12 protein-coding genes and 1 pseudogene are annotated in these 15,083 nt (G+C 61.7%); 9 read left to right on the forward strand and 4 right to left on the reverse strand.

All coding sequences use genetic code 11. The features are described 5' to 3' along the window. Positions 1-6: 6 nt before the first annotated feature. From ACSG06_RS22050 to ACSG06_RS20245, 3 genes are all read right to left on the reverse strand, one after another. Positions 7-225, reverse strand: coding sequence for a DUF7123 family protein (locus ACSG06_RS22050; protein WP_473092249.1), 219 nt, complete (start codon positions 223-225; stop codon positions 7-9). Next, positions 180-2,789: a heavy metal translocating P-type ATPase gene (locus ACSG06_RS20240; protein WP_440992095.1), complete on the reverse strand. Its 2,610-nt coding sequence runs from the start codon at positions 2,787-2,789 to the stop codon at positions 180-182. Before ACSG06_RS20240 ends, ACSG06_RS22050 begins: the two co-directional genes overlap by 46 nt. 106 nt (positions 2,790-2,895) lie before the next feature. Then, positions 2,896-3,495: an AsnC family transcriptional regulator gene (locus ACSG06_RS20245; protein WP_440992096.1), complete on the reverse strand. Its 600-nt coding sequence runs from the start codon at positions 3,493-3,495 to the stop codon at positions 2,896-2,898. 131 nt (positions 3,496-3,626) lie between these two features. On the opposite strand from ACSG06_RS20245, the gene ACSG06_RS20250 reads away from it, so the two are divergent. The 7 genes from ACSG06_RS20250 (at position 3,627) to ACSG06_RS20280 (ending at position 12,394) form a co-directional block, all read left to right on the forward strand. Further along, complete coding sequence (locus tag ACSG06_RS20250) at positions 3,627-3,824, forward strand: heavy-metal-associated domain-containing protein (RefSeq protein WP_276274330.1); 198 nt, start codon at positions 3,627-3,629, stop codon at positions 3,822-3,824. A 106-nt stretch (positions 3,825-3,930) separates the two neighbouring features. Continuing rightward, on the forward strand, positions 3,931-6,243 hold the full coding sequence (locus tag ACSG06_RS20255) for a copper-translocating P-type ATPase (RefSeq protein ID WP_440992097.1): 2,313 nt from the start codon (positions 3,931-3,933) through the stop codon (positions 6,241-6,243). Further along, positions 6,240-7,346 carry a saccharopine dehydrogenase family protein gene (locus tag ACSG06_RS20260; protein ID WP_440992098.1) on the forward strand — a complete coding sequence of 369 codons (1,107 nt, stop codon included), beginning with the start codon at positions 6,240-6,242 and terminating at the stop codon, positions 7,344-7,346. The genes ACSG06_RS20255 and ACSG06_RS20260 overlap by 4 nt, the downstream gene beginning before the upstream one ends. A 10-nt stretch (positions 7,347-7,356) precedes the next feature. Next, a complete protein-coding gene (locus ACSG06_RS20265; RefSeq protein ID WP_440992099.1) occupies positions 7,357-8,475 on the forward strand; it encodes a succinylglutamate desuccinylase/aspartoacylase family protein in 1,119 nt (372 codons plus the stop codon). Then, positions 8,462-9,853, forward strand: a complete 1,392-nt coding sequence (locus tag ACSG06_RS20270) for an SRPBCC family protein (RefSeq protein WP_440992100.1) — start codon at positions 8,462-8,464, stop codon at positions 9,851-9,853. Before ACSG06_RS20265 ends, ACSG06_RS20270 begins: the two co-directional genes overlap by 14 nt. Continuing rightward, complete coding sequence (locus ACSG06_RS20275; protein WP_276274186.1) at positions 9,850-11,718, forward strand: ABC1 kinase family protein; 1,869 nt, start codon at positions 9,850-9,852, stop codon at positions 11,716-11,718. Before ACSG06_RS20270 ends, ACSG06_RS20275 begins: the two co-directional genes overlap by 4 nt. Next, the gene (locus tag ACSG06_RS20280; protein ID WP_276274187.1) at positions 11,711-12,394 is read left to right on the forward strand and encodes a class I SAM-dependent methyltransferase; all 684 of its coding nucleotides are present in this window, start codon (positions 11,711-11,713) and stop codon (positions 12,392-12,394) included. Before ACSG06_RS20275 ends, ACSG06_RS20280 begins: the two co-directional genes overlap by 8 nt. A 3-nt stretch (positions 12,395-12,397) precedes the next feature. On the opposite strand, the gene ACSG06_RS20285 is transcribed toward ACSG06_RS20280, so the two are convergent. Continuing rightward, positions 12,398-13,813 carry an ABC1 kinase family protein gene (locus ACSG06_RS20285; protein ID WP_276274188.1) on the reverse strand — a complete coding sequence of 472 codons (1,416 nt, stop codon included), beginning with the start codon at positions 13,811-13,813 and terminating at the stop codon, positions 12,398-12,400. A gap of 256 nt (positions 13,814-14,069) precedes the next feature. On the opposite strand from ACSG06_RS20285, the gene ACSG06_RS20290 reads away from it, so the two are divergent. Both ACSG06_RS20290 and ACSG06_RS20295 read left to right on the forward strand, forming a co-directional pair. Continuing rightward, positions 14,070-14,213, forward strand: coding sequence for a YHS domain-containing protein (locus ACSG06_RS20290; protein WP_440992101.1), 144 nt, complete (start codon positions 14,070-14,072; stop codon positions 14,211-14,213). 184 nt (positions 14,214-14,397) lie between these two features. Then, a pseudogene (locus tag ACSG06_RS20295) lies at positions 14,398-14,766 on the forward strand (transposase); the annotation flags it as partial. Positions 14,767-15,083 lie beyond the last annotated feature (317 nt).

Genomic DNA, 15,083 nt, shown 5'->3' on the forward strand with positions numbered 1-15,083 from the left:
ATTAGTTCAGGGTAACGCAGGCAACGATTCGAGGTACTGTGCGACAGCTTTCGATGAGGCGTCTAACTCGCTGGCGATGTCACGAGCACGGAGATACGTCGGCTCGGAGCTGGCCGTCTCGACGAGATACGCGCACACCGTTTGGCGGGAAAACTGGACATCGGTCGGGGAAGTGGCGGTCAGCGGAGGCGACCGAGGAGCTTGTAGTCGTGGTCGGGGGTGTATCGGCGGAACAGCAGGCTGTTCGACAGCACTGACACGCTGGAGAACGCCATCGCGCCGGCCGCCAGCACCGGCTGGAGCAGTCCCAGCGAGGCGAGCGGAATCATCGCGGTGTTGTAGCCCAGCGCCCAGACGAGGTTCTGCTTGATCTTCGCCAGCGTCGCGTCCGAGATGCGGATGGCCTTCACCACGTCGACCGGGTCGTCGCGCATCAGGGTGACGTCCGCGGCCTCGATGGCGACGTCGGTCCCGGAGCCGATGGCCGTCCCGACGTACGCGACGGCGAGCGCGGGGGCGTCGTTGACCCCGTCGCCCACCATCATCGCCTTCCGGCCCTCGTCCTGAATGGCCTCGACGGCGTCGGACTTGTCCTCGGGGAGGACCTCCGCGCGGACGTTCTCCGGGTCGATGCCCACCTGCTCGGCCACCGCACGAGCGGTGCGCTCGTTGTCCCCCGTGATCATCATCACGTCGACGCCGCGCTCCTGCAGTTGGCTCACGGCGTCCTTCGCGCTCTCCTTGACCGTGTCGGCGTCCGCGACCACCCCCACGAGTTCACCCTCGTAGGCGACGAGCATCGCCGTCTTCCCCTCCTCTTCGAGGCGTTCCATGGTATCCTGGGCGGGGATGGGATCGATCCCGTTGTCCCGGAGCAGCTTCCGGTTGCCGACCAGGACTTCGCTGTCGCCAACCATCGCTTTGATGCCGTGACCGGGAACGTTCTCGAACTCGTCGGGGTCGGCCACGTCGATACCGCGGTTCTCCGCACCGTCGACGATGGCGCGGGCGAGCGGGTGCTCGCTCCCGCTCTCGGCGGTGGCTGCGAGGCGCAGCACGTCCTCCTCGCTAAGCCGGTCACGCGCCGTTAGCTGACCTCCGTCAGCGGCCGGCTCTCCACCGTCCGCGACGGGCTGGCCGTCACCGTCAAAGACGACGACGTCGGTCAGTTCCATTTCGCCCTTGGTGAGCGTCCCTGTTTTGTCGAAGACGACCGTGTCCACGTCCTTCGCGCGTTCGAGGATGTCACCGCCCTTGAACAGGACGCCGTGCTGCGCGCCGAGCGTCGTCCCGACCATCGTCGCGGCGGGCGTCGCCAGCCCCAGCGCACAGGGACAGGCGATGAGGACTGCGGAGGCGAATACGATGACGGCGAACTCGAAGACCGAGACGCCGCCGCCAGCGACTGCGGGGCCACCAGCGACGAGACCCCACAGCGGGAGCCAGTCGACGAACCCGGCGAGCGCTTCGGGAAACAGGAACCAGACGACGCCCCACAGCACGGCGTTCGCGATGACTGCGGGCACGAAGTACGCGCTGATGCGGTCGGCGAGGTTCTGGATGTCGGGCTGGCGGGACTGGGCCTCCTTGACCGTCTGGACGATCTGCTGTAGCGCCGTGTCCTTCCCGACCTTCGTCGCTTCAACCACGAGGACGCCGTTCTCGTTGATGGTCGAACCGACGACCTCGTCGCCCTCGCTCTTCTCGACGGGAACGGATTCGCCGGTCACCATCGATTCGTCGACCGCGCTCTGACCGTCGACGACGACGCCGTCGGTCGGAATCTGCTCGCCGGGCCGGACCTTCATCCGGTCGCCCACCTCGACGTCTTCGAGCGGGATCTCCTCCTCGTTGCCCGCCTCGTCGATGATGGTGGCCGTCTCGGCCTCCATCTCCAGGAGCTTGCGCAGCGCCTCGCCGGCCTGTCCCTTCGAACGGGCTTCGAGGTAGTTCCCGAGCGTGATGAACACGAGGATGAGCGCCGCCGTGTCGAAGTACAGCCCGCCGGCAATTGTGCCGAGCAGCACCGCGACAGAGTAGACGTACGCGGTGGTCGAGCCCAACGCGATGAGCACGTCCATGTTGGCGCGGCCGTTCTTGACGAGTGCCTTGTAGGAGTTCTTGTAGAACGGCCAGCCGAGCACCAGCTGAACCGGCGTCGCCAGCAGGAACTCCACCCAGCCGAACTCGATACCGAGAATCGTCTCCGGAAGGACGCCCCCGCCGAGCAGGAACTTCTCGACGAGGAAGAACAGCAACGGTGCCGACAGCGCCGCGCCGAACAGCGTCAGCCGCAGCTGTCGCCGGATCTCTTCCTGTCGAGCGGCTTCCCTGGCGTCACCACCCGAGCTGTCTTCGCCCTCACTATCCTCTCGCACGGGCGAGTAGCCGGCGCCCTCGATGGCGTCGTAGAACTCCGCGAGCTCCGCCTCAGCCGGGTTGAACGTGACCTGTGCCTCGTCAGTGGCGAAGTTCACGTCGGCGGTGACGACGCCGGGCGTCCGTTCGAGGGCGTCCTGCACCGTCTCCGAGCAGTTCGCACACGACATGTCGGTGATAGCGATCGTCACCGAGTCGGTCACGGGTGAATATCCCGCGTTCTCGATGGCGTCGTAGATTTCTCCCAGCGAAACCTCGTCGGGATCGTACTCGACCGAGCCCTCGTCGGTCGCGAAGTTGATGTTCGCCTCCGAGACGCCGTCGAGCGACCCGAGCGCGTCGGCGATGGTTTGCGAACAGTTCGCGCAACTCATCCCCTGGATATCGATGTGGCTTGTCCGCTGACTCATTGACTAGTACTACGGACCCCTTATTCAATCGATTTGCCCTTTCAGGTGTTCAGCGCGTCCGGTGTGATACCTTCGAATGCAAAGCGATCTGGGAGGAAACCTTTGCTCAATCCGCGCCCTGTTGCAGTTGATCGTATTTCTCCTCGAATCGGGCCTCGCACGACGGACAACAGAACTGGTATAGCTCCCCACCGATTCGGGTCGCCGTTCCCTCGCTGTCGACCGTATTTCCACACTGGGCACAGGTGAGTGCGAACTCCGTCCCGCCCAGGTCGGGCGACCAGTCGGCGGCTGCCAGAAGCGTTACCCCGAAGTCGTCGACCGTTCCCTCCTCGAGGGTGTCGGAGAGCCAGCTCGCGATGTCGTTGTCTGGAACTCTGGCGAAGACGACGAGGTCTGCTTCGGCCGTCGTAAACACGTGCTCGACCGCACCCTCCTCCAGAAGGGACTCTTTGCCTGACGGTACCTCTGGACCAGTCGAGGCAACCTTGAGCGTAATCAGCACTGGAATCCCGGACCGGAGTTGCGAACGGTCGACGTCGAGTGTGAATCGATTGATGACGCCCATGTCCTGTAATCTCGCGACCCGATCTGACACGGCCGGTGCCGAGAGGCCGACGACATCTGCGATGTCGCTGTACGGTCGTCGAGCGTTCGCCATCAGTAGCTGCAGGATTTCGAGATCAGTTTCGTCGAGGTCGCGCATGGTGGAACAACACGGGCAGTGGACTAAAGCATCACGGGGAGAAATGCCTTCAATCCCAAAGTTTGACGAACCAATACCCGGCCATTCAAAGGGATAATTCGCATAAGAGAGGGGTGCGTACATACTACTGTATGACGACAACCATCACTGTTGAGGGAATGACCTGCGGCCACTGTGAACAGACGGTCGAAGAGGCGCTTCGGGATGTCTCCGGCGTGACTGGCGCCACCGCCGATCGGGACGCCGAGCAGGCGAGCGTCGAGGGCGACGCAGACACCACGGCGCTCGTGCAGGCCGTCGAGGACGCCGGATACACCGCCCACGCCTGAGACGTTCACGGACGAGCACCCCGCCGTTCTCTTCCAAGTCTGTTCCCCCACTCGGTAGTCTCGTGGCCCGGACAGAATAATGGGGGACGGTACCAACATTCAACCCATGAGTAACCATTCAACCCACGACCATTCCGAGGCATCTCCGCCGGAGGCTCAATCCGAGGAGACCGTCTACTGCTGCCGTATTTGCCAGTTAGAAGCAGACGGCGGACGGCGAGCGACCGCTGACTCATCCGAACATACAGGCCACGGTCGGCCCAGCGAGAGCGCCCCAGAGTCTGAACAGACAGACGAACACGCTCACCACGAGCACGAGACCGCGTCCGGGCACAGTCACGCCAAACGTGAACACGGTCACATTGAGGAGGGCGAGCACGACCACGACACCCACGATCACGGTGGGCACGGCCACGAAGGTGGACACGAGGATCACAAGGCCCACACCGACCATTCGGGGCACGAACAGATGTTTCGGCGGCGGTTCTGGGTGTCGCTCGTCCTCTCGATCCCGGTCATCTTCTTCAGCGAATTCATCCAGGGCGTCTTCGGCTACACGGCACCGACGTTCCCCGGGAGCGTCTGGATCACGCCCGTCCTCTCGGTGATCGTCTTCGCGTACGGTGGTCTGCCGTTCCTCTCGATGGCCCGGACGGAACTCCAAAACCGCGAGCCGGGGATGATGATGCTCATCTCGCTGGCGATCACCGTCGCGTTCGTCTACTCGATCGCCAGCCTGTTCCTCGAGGGGACGACGCCGTTCTTCTGGGAACTGGTCACGCTGATCGACATCATGCTGCTGGGCCACTGGATGGAGATGCGCTCGGTCCGGCAGGCCTCGGGCGCGCTCGACGAACTGGCGAAACTGATGCCTGACACCGCCGAGCGCGTTACCGAGAGTGGGGATACTGAGGAAGTCCCGGTCACCGAACTCTCAGAGGACGACGTGGTGCTCGTCCGTCCCGGTGCTTCCGTTCCCGCAGACGGCGAAGTTGCCGAGGGCGAGTCCTCGGTCGACGAGTCGATGATTACGGGCGAGTCCCGGCCCGTGGACAAAGAGCCTGGATCCGAAGTGGTCGCTGGCACGGTCAACCAGGACGGGAGCCTACGGGTTCGGGTGACGAAGACCGGCGACGAGACGACCCTCGCAGGCATCATGCGCTTGGTCGACGAGGCCCAGAAGTCGAAGTCCCGCACGCAGTTGCTCGCCGACCGCGCAGCTGGGTGGCTGTTCTACATCGCACTCGGGGTCGCCGCAATCACGGCCGTCGCGTGGGTCGTCGCGGTCGGATTCAACATCGGCGTCCTCGAACGCGTCGTCACGGTTCTCGTTATTGCCTGTCCCCACGCACTCGGCCTCGCGGTCCCGCTCGTCGTCGCGATCAACACCTCCACCGCGGCCCAGAACGGGATGCTCATCCGCGACCGGATCGCGATGGAGGAGGCACGGAACCTCGATACGGTGATGTTCGACAAGACCGGGACGCTCACGAAGGGCGAGCAGGGTGTCGTCGGCATCCAGACTGCAGGTGAGTGGGACGAAGAGCGAGCGTTCGAGATCGCCGCCGGTGTCGAGGGCGACTCCGAGCACATGATCGCGCGTGCCATCCGGACCGCCGCCGAGGAACGCGGTGTCCAGCGAGCCAGTGTTTCGAACTTCGAGAACCTCCGTGGCCTCGGTGTCCGGGCCGTCGTCGACGGCGACACGGTCCACCTCGGCGGGCCAAACCTGATCGAGAAACTCGGAATCGACCGGTCCGACGAGATCGTCTCCTTCGCCGATGAGGCGGGATCGAACGCTCAAACCGTCATCTACCTCATCCGGGACGAATCCGAGGTCGTGGCGGCGTTCGCACTCGCCGACGTGATTCGTGAGGAGAGCCGCCGGGCCATCGAAGCGCTCCACGGGATGGGCATCGAGGTGGCGATGCTGACGGGCGACTCCGAGGACGTTGCACGCGCGGTCTCCGAAGAACTCGGCATCGACCAGTACTTCGCCGAAGTGCTGCCCGAGGAGAAAGACACCAAGGTAGAGCAGCTCCAGTCGGAAGGGAAACTCGTTGCGATGGTCGGAGATGGCGTCAATGACGCCCCCGCCCTGACGAGAGCCGATGTCGGTATCGCCATCGGATCGGGTACCGACGTCGCGATCGAGTCGGGCGACATCATCCTCGTCGACAACAACCCGCTCGATGTCGTTCGCCTCGTCCGTCTGTCGAAGGCGAGCTACCGGAAGATGCAGGAGAACCTCGTGTGGGCGACCGGCTACAACGTCGTCGCGCTCCCACTCGCCGCCGGGATACTTGCACCCATCGGCATCCTGCTGTCGCCAGCGATTGGTGCGGTGTTCATGTCGTTGTCGACGATTATCGTCGCGATCAACGCCCGCCGACTCAGAGGGGTCGATCTCTCTGCATGACAACCCTGATCGTCGGAGGCTACGGGTCGGTCGGCCACACGATAGCAGAGGAACTAGCCACCTCATCCGAAGGACCGGATTCTGTGGTCGTCGCTGGCCGTGACGGAACGAAGGCGAAAGCCGTCGCGGCCGAGTACGGTGAACACGTCTCCGGTGTTGCATTCGACCTCCAAGAGATGGATGCGTACGGCCGTGTCCTCGAAGACGTCGATCAGGTCGTGATGTGTGTGGACCAGTCAGGAACGGTGTTCGTCGAGGCCTGTCTGGAGCGAGGCATCGACTACATCGACGTCACGGCCTCCGACGAGTTCTTCCGCAAGGTCGAACAGCTCGACGACAACGCCCATGATGGCGGCGCGACAGCGGTACTGAGCGTCGGGCTCGCGCCCGGCGTCACGAACCTGCTTGCGAAACGCATGGCTAACCAGCTGTCTACTGTTTCGGAGATCCGAATCGGGGTGCTCCTCGGTCTCGGGGAAGCGTTTGGGGCTGCGGCGAGTCGGTGGACGCTCGAGCGAATCGGTCGAGAGTTCACGATACCTGCTGGGGCTGGTAGCCGTTCAGTCCGTGGCTTTGCCATACCGGAGGCTATTGAATTTCCACGGTACGGTCGCCGCCGGGCCTACAGCTTCGACTTCGCGGACCAGCACGTCCTCCATCGAACGCTCGATGTGCCAGCGAAAACGTTCCTGTGTTTCGACTCGCGGGCGATCACGTCGGCGGCGTACGGCCTCTCGCGGCTCGGCTTGTACCGCCATGCCGTCGACGCGATCGGACTCGACCGATTGACGGAACTTGTCTCGACGCTCTCGGTCGGCGGGGATGGCTTCGCCGTGACGGTCGAGGTCGATGGCCAGCAAGATTCGACCGCGAAGACACTGATGACCGCAATCGATGGCCGAGAACAGAGTCGAGTGACCGGCATCGTCGCGGCAACCGTGGCGATGACCATTCACAATACGACGGTTCCCGACGGGGTTCACCACGTCCACGAGATTCTGGATGCCGAACCGATTCTCGACGTCCTGCGAGAACGGGGATACCGTCTCACGAACAGCGAGCGAGTTCGCGGAACGAGCGAGACACTCACTCCAACACTTTGAGGCGAGACCGATGATGACACAGCCAGTTTCCGTGGGTGGACGCACAATCGCGCCGGGGGAGAAGGAGGCATTCCGTTTCGCCTGTAGTGAGACGTATCACGGAGACACGCTCGAGATTCCGGTCACTGTGATCAATGGGACGTCGGACGGCCCGTGTGTCTTCCTGACTGCGGCCGTCCACGGCGACGAACTCAACGGCGTCAAGATCATCCAGGAGGTCGCAGCTCGCTACGAGCCCGAGGACCTCCACGGGGCGCTCGTCTGCCTTCACGTGTTGAACGTGCCAGGCTTTCTCGCTCAGCAGCGGTACATCCCCATCTACGACGAGGACCTTAATCGGTCGTTCCCCGGGAACGCCCGGAGCACGATGGCCAAACGGCTCGCGAACACGATCTACGAAGAGTTCATCTCGAAGTGCGATCTCGGACTCGACTTCCACACGTCGACGCGCAATCGGACGACGATGTACCACGTCCGCGCCGACATGCGCGACCCGGACGTTGAACGGCTCGCTCGGGCGTTCGGCACGAGCGTCATCCTCGACGGCGAGGGCTCACGTGGGACGCTCCGGAGTGTGGCCTGTCGGGATGGTATTCCGACGGTCACGGTCGAGATGGGACGCGCCCACCGGTTCCAGACGGCGCACCTCGACCGGGCACTCCACTGCGTCGCGAGCGTTCTCGCCGAACACGAGGTGCTCCCTGACCACCCAGTCTCCTGGCCCGGGTGGACCCGCGTGGTCGCCCGCGACGGTGAGAAGACGTGGCTTCGCGCCGAGACCGGCGGGCTCGTCGAGATGGAGTGGGGTCCTCACCCGCTCGTTGAGGAAGACGAGCCGCTGTTCACGATTTCAGACCACTTCAAGAACGACATCGAGACGATTCGAGCACCGTCGACTGGCCTCGTCGTCGGCGTTCTCGAAAATGCAGTAGCGTACCCGGGCCACCCGCTGTGTCACTTCGTGAGCGTCGACGAGGAAACTGCCGACATCATCCGGGACGACATCGAGCGAGGCGTTTTCGACGTCTACCGCGAGGGCGGATTCCAGTGGCCCGAACCGCGCTGGTACGCAGAACACGGCCAACAACCGAACGGTGAACACGGTGGTGATTCTCATGACACGACGTAAACTCACAGTCGATAGGCCCGGTGGAAACGAGCAAACAACGACCGAGTTCGATGTGATCGGTGAAAGCCCGGTTGATCCGTCGTTCCTTCGAATCGAGCACGCGACAGCGAGCATCGAAATTCAATCAGAGCCGCAAGCCTTCTTCGACGCGTTCACCCGGTTTGCGCAGTACGATCAGTGGGCACCCGAGGTACAGGGCTCTGCTCACTGGCTGACCGTCGAGGAAGCGGGACCGGGGTCGAAGTTCATCGCCTACGACAAGCCGGGGACTACTCACCTCGCACACTACGGCGAAGTCGTCGATGTAGATCGCCCCACTTACTTCGCGTGGCGAGCACCGTTCAGCGAGTGGCAGCGAGCCTATCTCGGGACGATACTCGATATCGACGAGACGAAACAGGAGACAACGACGGTCACCGAGACGTTATACTTTGACGTAAGAGAGGAGCACCTCCCCGTTCTCGCCGGCTTCACCGACACGGCGAGTCTCCATCAGGAACGCATCGAAACGTTCCTCGAGACGCGACTCACGGGCCTCGATGCACTCCTCCAGGAAGACGACATCCCGGAGGACGAACGGTCGTTCCTCTTCACAGAAGACCGTATGGTGGCCGCAGATTGGGCCGGCCGGATTTCGGACGGCGAGTGGGTTCGCGTGCTTTACGCTGACGGTGAGGTTGACTTCGACGCCCCCGCAAACGAGGTGTTCAACGCCTTCTCCCGATTCGCACGCTACGCTGACTGGACGCGCGATATTCACGTCGGCTGCGAGTGGCTCGACGTGAAGGAAGGCGGCGTTGGCTCTCGATTCCTCATCTGGGAAAAACCCGGTGACCGTCACGTGATGCACTACGGGGTGGTGACCGAATGTGAGCAGAATCGGCGGTTCACCTGGCGGGCACCATTCGCTGAATGGGGGAAGGTCTTCCTTGGGACCTCGCTCCAGCTAACGCCACGTGCAGACGGCGGAACGACGGCGTACCACGTCCTCTACGTCGATCTTCCAGTCGAGTATCTCCCGGTCTTCGGTGGCTTCGGCACGCTTCCGGGATTCGACATCGAGTTCGAGACCTTCCACATCTACGAGGAAGCCGATGGATTCCAACGGCTCATGGAAAACGACGAGTTCACCGAGGAGGACACCTCGTACCTGTTCGACGAAGATCGCCAGTACGCCCATGACTGGCCCATGCAGGAGGGGCGTCCGTGGCCCGACCAGGCGCTCACGCTCGAACCGGACCGAACGATCTCCTACGAGGAGCTGCTCGTCGAGCTGTCGGAAGTCTTCGCCGACGCACTCCCATCGCCGAAGTTCACGCGCGAGTATCGCGACCTGAAGCGGCTCTGGGCCCACGCCGACCAGGAGGACGAACAATGATCGGACGGGTTCGTGAGGGAGTGCGAACGACCACTCGGTTCGTAGAGATCCTTCGATATACGCTCGCAGAAGCGCTTCGCTATAGATTCAGTACGGAACCGTTACCAGAACACGTCCATCGACTCGTCGTCCGATTGGGGCCAACGTTCATCAAACTCGGTCAGATCGCTTCGACGCGGCCCGATCTCGTTCCGCCCGATGTCTCAAAGCGACTGGAAGACTTACAGGAGAACGTCCCCGCGTTTCCCCACCACGAAGCACGAGCAGTCATCGAATCCGAACTCGACGCGCCACCAGAGGAGCTATTCCAGGAGTTCCCCACCGACCCCATTGCATCGGCATCGTTGAGTCAGGTGTACTTCGCGACGTTAGATGACGGGACTGATGTCGCCGTGAAGGTCCAGCGGCCAGATATTCGCCCGCGTATGGAGCGGGACCTCCGCATCGTCCGGACGCTCGCCCGGCTGGGGTCCGTACTCGGAGTGACGCCACGACAGCTTCCCGTGACTCGGATCGTCGACGAGTTCGCCTCGTGGACGTTGAAAGAACTCGACTTCGAGGTCGAAGGCCACAACCTCGAAGAGTTCAGACGGAATTTCGCAGACTGGGACGATGTGACGTTCCCGGCGGTCGCCTGGAGTCACACGACGAAGCGCGTCCTGACGATGGAGAAGGTCTCGGGAATGCGACTTGGAGAGGTACCGGATGCCGTGAGCGAGCAACGTCGGCATACGCTCGCCCAGCGCCTTTCAGAACTGCTCATCAAGATGTTCGTCTCGGATGGCTTCTTCCACGCCGACCTCCACCCAGGGAACATCTTCTTCCAGCGGAACGGAAGCATCGCGATCCTCGACGTCGGGATGGTCGGTCGGATGACGACGGCCCAACGAGATCGATTCCTCGCGTACTGGATCGCCATCACACGTCGGCAGCGCGACCGAGCCTTCCACCACCTCACCGAGATGGCCGACTCGACCGACCAAGCGGACCTCGACGCCTACCGCGACCAGTACGACGTACTCCTCGATCGCTTCTACGACAAGGATCTCTCCGAGCGAAGTCTCGCACAGACCTACCTGGAGATCGTCTACGCTGGCGCCGAACACGGGGTTGTCTTCCCTTCTGAGATGGTGCTACAGGCGAAGGCGGTCGTGACGGCCGAATCGCTGACGCTCGTCCTCGCACCCGACTACCGCTTCAGCGAAGAGATCCGTCCAATCGTCGCCGAGGAACTCGCCAAGCAGGCGACGCCCCGGGCCACAATGGACCGGGCGTGGGGTGAGCTCGTCGACTGGATCCTTCTCGGGCAGGGGGTCGGTGGAGAAGCGCCATCGGCAGCCGATCCTGAAGAGGCGGCGTTTCGCAGGGAAGCGATTCAGGCGCTCGCCGACGTCTGGACGGACGACATAGATGCATTGCTGCAGGACATTCAGGACGACGTGCCAGAGTATACATCCGCAGAGTACTGGCGTGACCACCCGGAGCACTACGTCCTTCTCGAGACGGCACTCGGGTTACTGCGGACGTTCGCGACGGAACTCGCGCGCCTCGAAGAACGCAGCGACATCCAGAGCGAAACCGACGCCGTACCCCTGCTCGCGGTCGACGATGCAGATGATATTGAAGAGAAGCTCCTGACCGGTGAACTCTCCCAGATGATCGATACGTTGCAGGACGACACGGACCAGTACACATCAGCGGAGTTCTGGGACCAGAACCACGAATCGCGTGCGGCGCTCATTTCGGGATTGACGGCACTCCGATTGCTCCTCTCACGACTGAACCAGAGCGTCGACACGGCGTACGCCTCGGAATCACGGGACAAGAGTACACCTGAGACAACAATGGAGGACATCGATGACTGAGCCCCATCATCCGATATTTGCACGACTGTACGACCCGGTGATGCGACCGGCAGAACGAACTGTATTCACCGAGCACCGGCGATATCTCGCGAGTGGAATCTCCGGTGCAATCTTGGACCTCGGTGCGGGGACGGGTGCGATGTTCCCCTATTTCAGCGAGGCCACGACAGGCGGTACGGAAGTCACGCTTTCCGCGATTGAACCGGATCCGCATATGCGGCGACAGGCGATCGAGCGAGCGCGAGATCTCCAACTCGATATCACGGTCGAGGACGCCGGTGCTGAAGCATTGCCGTTCGCAGACGAGTCGTTCGACGTGGTGATTGCATCGCTCGTGTTCTGTACGATTCCCGATGTCGAGGCCGCGCTCTCAGAGGTCGCACGGGTGCTGAAGCCCGGCGGTGAGTTCCGATTCCTCGAACACGTTCGGGGCGACGGGACGGTTGGGATTGCCCACGATGTGCTCGCACCAGCGTGGCACACCGTGGCCGGCGGTTGTCATCTGAATCGAGAGACGGACGAGGTGTTTCGGACTGACGATCGGTTCGAACTCGTCGATTACACGAGAGTGGACGACGACTTCATCGGAGTCGTACCGTTGGTCCGAGGGACGCTCCAACGCGACAGTGAGACGTCGTTACTTGCGCGAGTCGTGCAGCAGTATCGAGACAAGTGATGATTATCGGGGCAGCTGATCAGACGAGATCAGGAACAGAATTGCGAAGACGAGAGCGACCCCCATGACTACCAATGAATAGGTGATATCGACACCGGCAAGCAGCGCTGCTCCGATGAGTGATGCCCCCGCAAGGAGCGCATAGCCGAGCGAGCGGGACTCCTGTTGTTGCGTCCGAGCGAAGGTTCGTGTCCGTTCCTCGGCTCGTGCATCCAGCTCTCGTTCGAGCTTCGTCGGGAGTCGAAGCAGGGCCCAGAGCGACGCCTCGAGCTCACCTCGCATCTCGGCGAGCTTCATCCGGGCCGCTCGTTCCATGAAGCCGTGCTCACGGAGGAACGTCTGTGCAGCAGCGAGGAAGTCGAACTCCGGATCAAGCTGTCTGAGAACACCCTCGCTAATCGAGCCGACCCGGAGAACGAGCATGATGTCGGGAGGAATGCGAAACGGGAACTCGTGGAGCATCCCGGTCACTTCGCTGATGATCCGCTGCCAATCCACAGTTTCGCTGCCCTCCAAATCCTCGATGACTAATTCGAGGACGTGTCCGACGGCAGCCCGATCAGCGTCAGGATCGAGCGCGCCGAGCGCGATGAGCTCGTCAATGATTCCGTCCACGTCCCGATTGACAGCGGCGAGGTAGAGGTTCACGACGCTGTTCTGCATGGCGGGCGTGAATCTCCCGCTCATCCCAAAGTCGTAGAAGACGATACGGCCCTCCTCGTCGACAGCGAGGTTGCCGGGATGCGGATCGCCGTGATACACGCCGTGTTCGAGGCCCATCGTGAAGTACGCGTTCGCGACGTCTCGGGCGACCTCGGTGGGATCGTGGCCCTCTGATTCGAGTTCGTCGACGTCGGTGACCTTCGTCCCCTCGACGTAGGCCATCGTGAGCACACGTTCCGAAGAAACATCCTCGTAGACTCGTGGGATGACGACCGTGTCGTTCCCGTCACTCTCGAAGTTGGCCCGGATCTCGTCCATCATCCGGGCTTCCCGCTCGAAGTCGAGTTCCTCCAGAATGATGCGCTCGAAGTCGTCGGCCATGTTTCGGAGGGAAAACTGGAGGCGCTCGGGCGCAAGCAGCATCACCAGCGGGATGAGTCGGCGGATGATGCGCAGGTCGGTCTCGATGAGGTCTTTGATGCCCGGTCGTCGAACCTTCACGACGACCTGATCGCCTTGATACGTCGCCCGATACACCTGCGCCAGTGACCCACCAGCGATCGGTTCCGGATCGAAGTCGTCGTAGGAGTGATAGCCGACATCGTCGGCGAGTGCGGGGATCATCTCGCGATATGGGCCCGTCGGAACCGCATCCTGCAGCGTGACGAACTCTTCGGCGTACACCTGCGGGACGACGTCGGGACGAGTGGAGAGGACCTGTCCGATTTTCACGAATGTCGGGCCGAGATCCAGCATGGCGTCCCGAAGCCGGCGAGCACGTTGTTCGTGTGTTTCTTGAGAGAGCGAACGGGAGCGTCCAAAGAGCAAAAACCGACGGCGGTCGCGAAGGAATAGTATCACAAACGGGACAAGTTTGCCCAGAATCCGGAAGAGTCGAAGAGAAAATCGAACCATCAGAGTTACTGCCGAATTCGCCCGTCGTTCCCTAATAGATACGTGTTGGCGGTGTTCCGAAATCACCATTCGGGTGGGTGTCAAACCACTCTGGTGAATGTCTATCGATCCGGTTTGTGGGATGGAACTCTCAGCTGGCGACGCCGCCACAACGGTTCAGTACGGTGGGAAGACGTACTATTTCTGTAGCGATGAATGCCGAGAGCGGTTCGAGGATCGGCCAACAATATATACGGAGTAGTCTACCCGCTGATCAGGCGCGAGGACAGGCCGAGGAGCGGTCTGACAATCGACGCCAGAGGCAGTACTGTTTCGTCCCCTGATACCACTAAGACTCTCTACATCGAAATCGAAACCATGAGCGCACGTGACGACGCTACGCGGTATCTTCTCAATAGACAAGCCGAGATCGACAGTGCGAAACTCATCTCGGCATGAACGAATGGCACGAGACGCCGCTGGTTTATCGGCGAAAAGCAAACACTGAGCACGACGATCACCGGCAGTACTCGGTGTTCATGACGAATAGAGGGAGTGGACACCTCACGGAGTACGGCTATCGATGGGAGATCGAGAGTGGCTACCGATCGATAAAGCGGTTTATGGCGGCGACAACGTCGAAGAATTTCGGGCTTCGATTCTTCTACTTCGCGTTCGCGTGTCTGCTCTACTCGATCTGGCGAGCGGTCGATCTGCTCGTGCAGGTCGAGTTGACCGGCGAGTATGAGCACTCACCGGTGATTACAGCGGACAACACGCTGACGCTGCTGAAGAAGGAGACTGGAATCGGGTAGAGAGACACTCTGTTCGGGTTAGCGTGCCGTTTGAGTGGCTACACTATTGGAAGTCTCGAAAATCGACCCATACGATTGGAAGTATGACAAGAATGGCTGCCTGGAGTGTGATCTGAGGCAGTTTCCCAGATCGAATCGGTCAAATTCGTGCATCACAGCCCCGCTAAACCCACTGTAGTCTCAACTTCCAAGACAGCCACAATAGTTGAGACTGGTTCTCTCAATGCATAGGCCGCAGGCACGGTTTGCTCACTGACAACGGGTACTATTTCGACCGCTTGAACTCAAACCGTGCCCCGCCATTGCTTCCGTCTGTC

Source organism: Haloarchaeobius baliensis (genome assembly GCF_052060055.1).
GTDB lineage: Archaea > Halobacteriota > Halobacteria > Halobacteriales > Natrialbaceae > Haloarchaeobius > Haloarchaeobius baliensis.

Bases quoted from the DNA above. Each gene is read 5' to 3' on its own strand.
- ACSG06_RS20240 (WP_440992095.1), bottom strand. From the start codon at position 2,789: ATGAGTCAGCGGACAAGCCACATCGATATCCAGGGGATGAGTTGCGCG.
- ACSG06_RS20245 (WP_440992096.1), bottom strand. From the start codon at position 3,495: ATGCGCGACCTCGACGAAACTGATCTCGAAATCCTGCAGCTACTGATG.
- ACSG06_RS20250 (WP_276274330.1), top strand. From the start codon at position 3,627: ATGACGACAACCATCACTGTTGAGGGAATGACCTGCGGCCACTGTGAA.
- ACSG06_RS20255 (WP_440992097.1), top strand. From the start codon at position 3,931: ATGAGTAACCATTCAACCCACGACCATTCCGAGGCATCTCCGCCGGAG.
- ACSG06_RS20260 (WP_440992098.1), top strand. From the start codon at position 6,240: ATGACAACCCTGATCGTCGGAGGCTACGGGTCGGTCGGCCACACGATA.
- ACSG06_RS20265 (WP_440992099.1), top strand. From the start codon at position 7,357: ATGATGACACAGCCAGTTTCCGTGGGTGGACGCACAATCGCGCCGGGG.
- ACSG06_RS20270 (WP_440992100.1), top strand. From the start codon at position 8,462: ATGACACGACGTAAACTCACAGTCGATAGGCCCGGTGGAAACGAGCAA.
- ACSG06_RS20275 (WP_276274186.1), top strand. From the start codon at position 9,850: ATGATCGGACGGGTTCGTGAGGGAGTGCGAACGACCACTCGGTTCGTA.
- ACSG06_RS20280 (WP_276274187.1), top strand. From the start codon at position 11,711: ATGACTGAGCCCCATCATCCGATATTTGCACGACTGTACGACCCGGTG.
- ACSG06_RS20285 (WP_276274188.1), bottom strand. From the start codon at position 13,813: ATGCTGGATCTCGGCCCGACATTCGTGAAAATCGGACAGGTCCTCTCC.
- ACSG06_RS20290 (WP_440992101.1), top strand. From the start codon at position 14,070: ATGTCTATCGATCCGGTTTGTGGGATGGAACTCTCAGCTGGCGACGCC.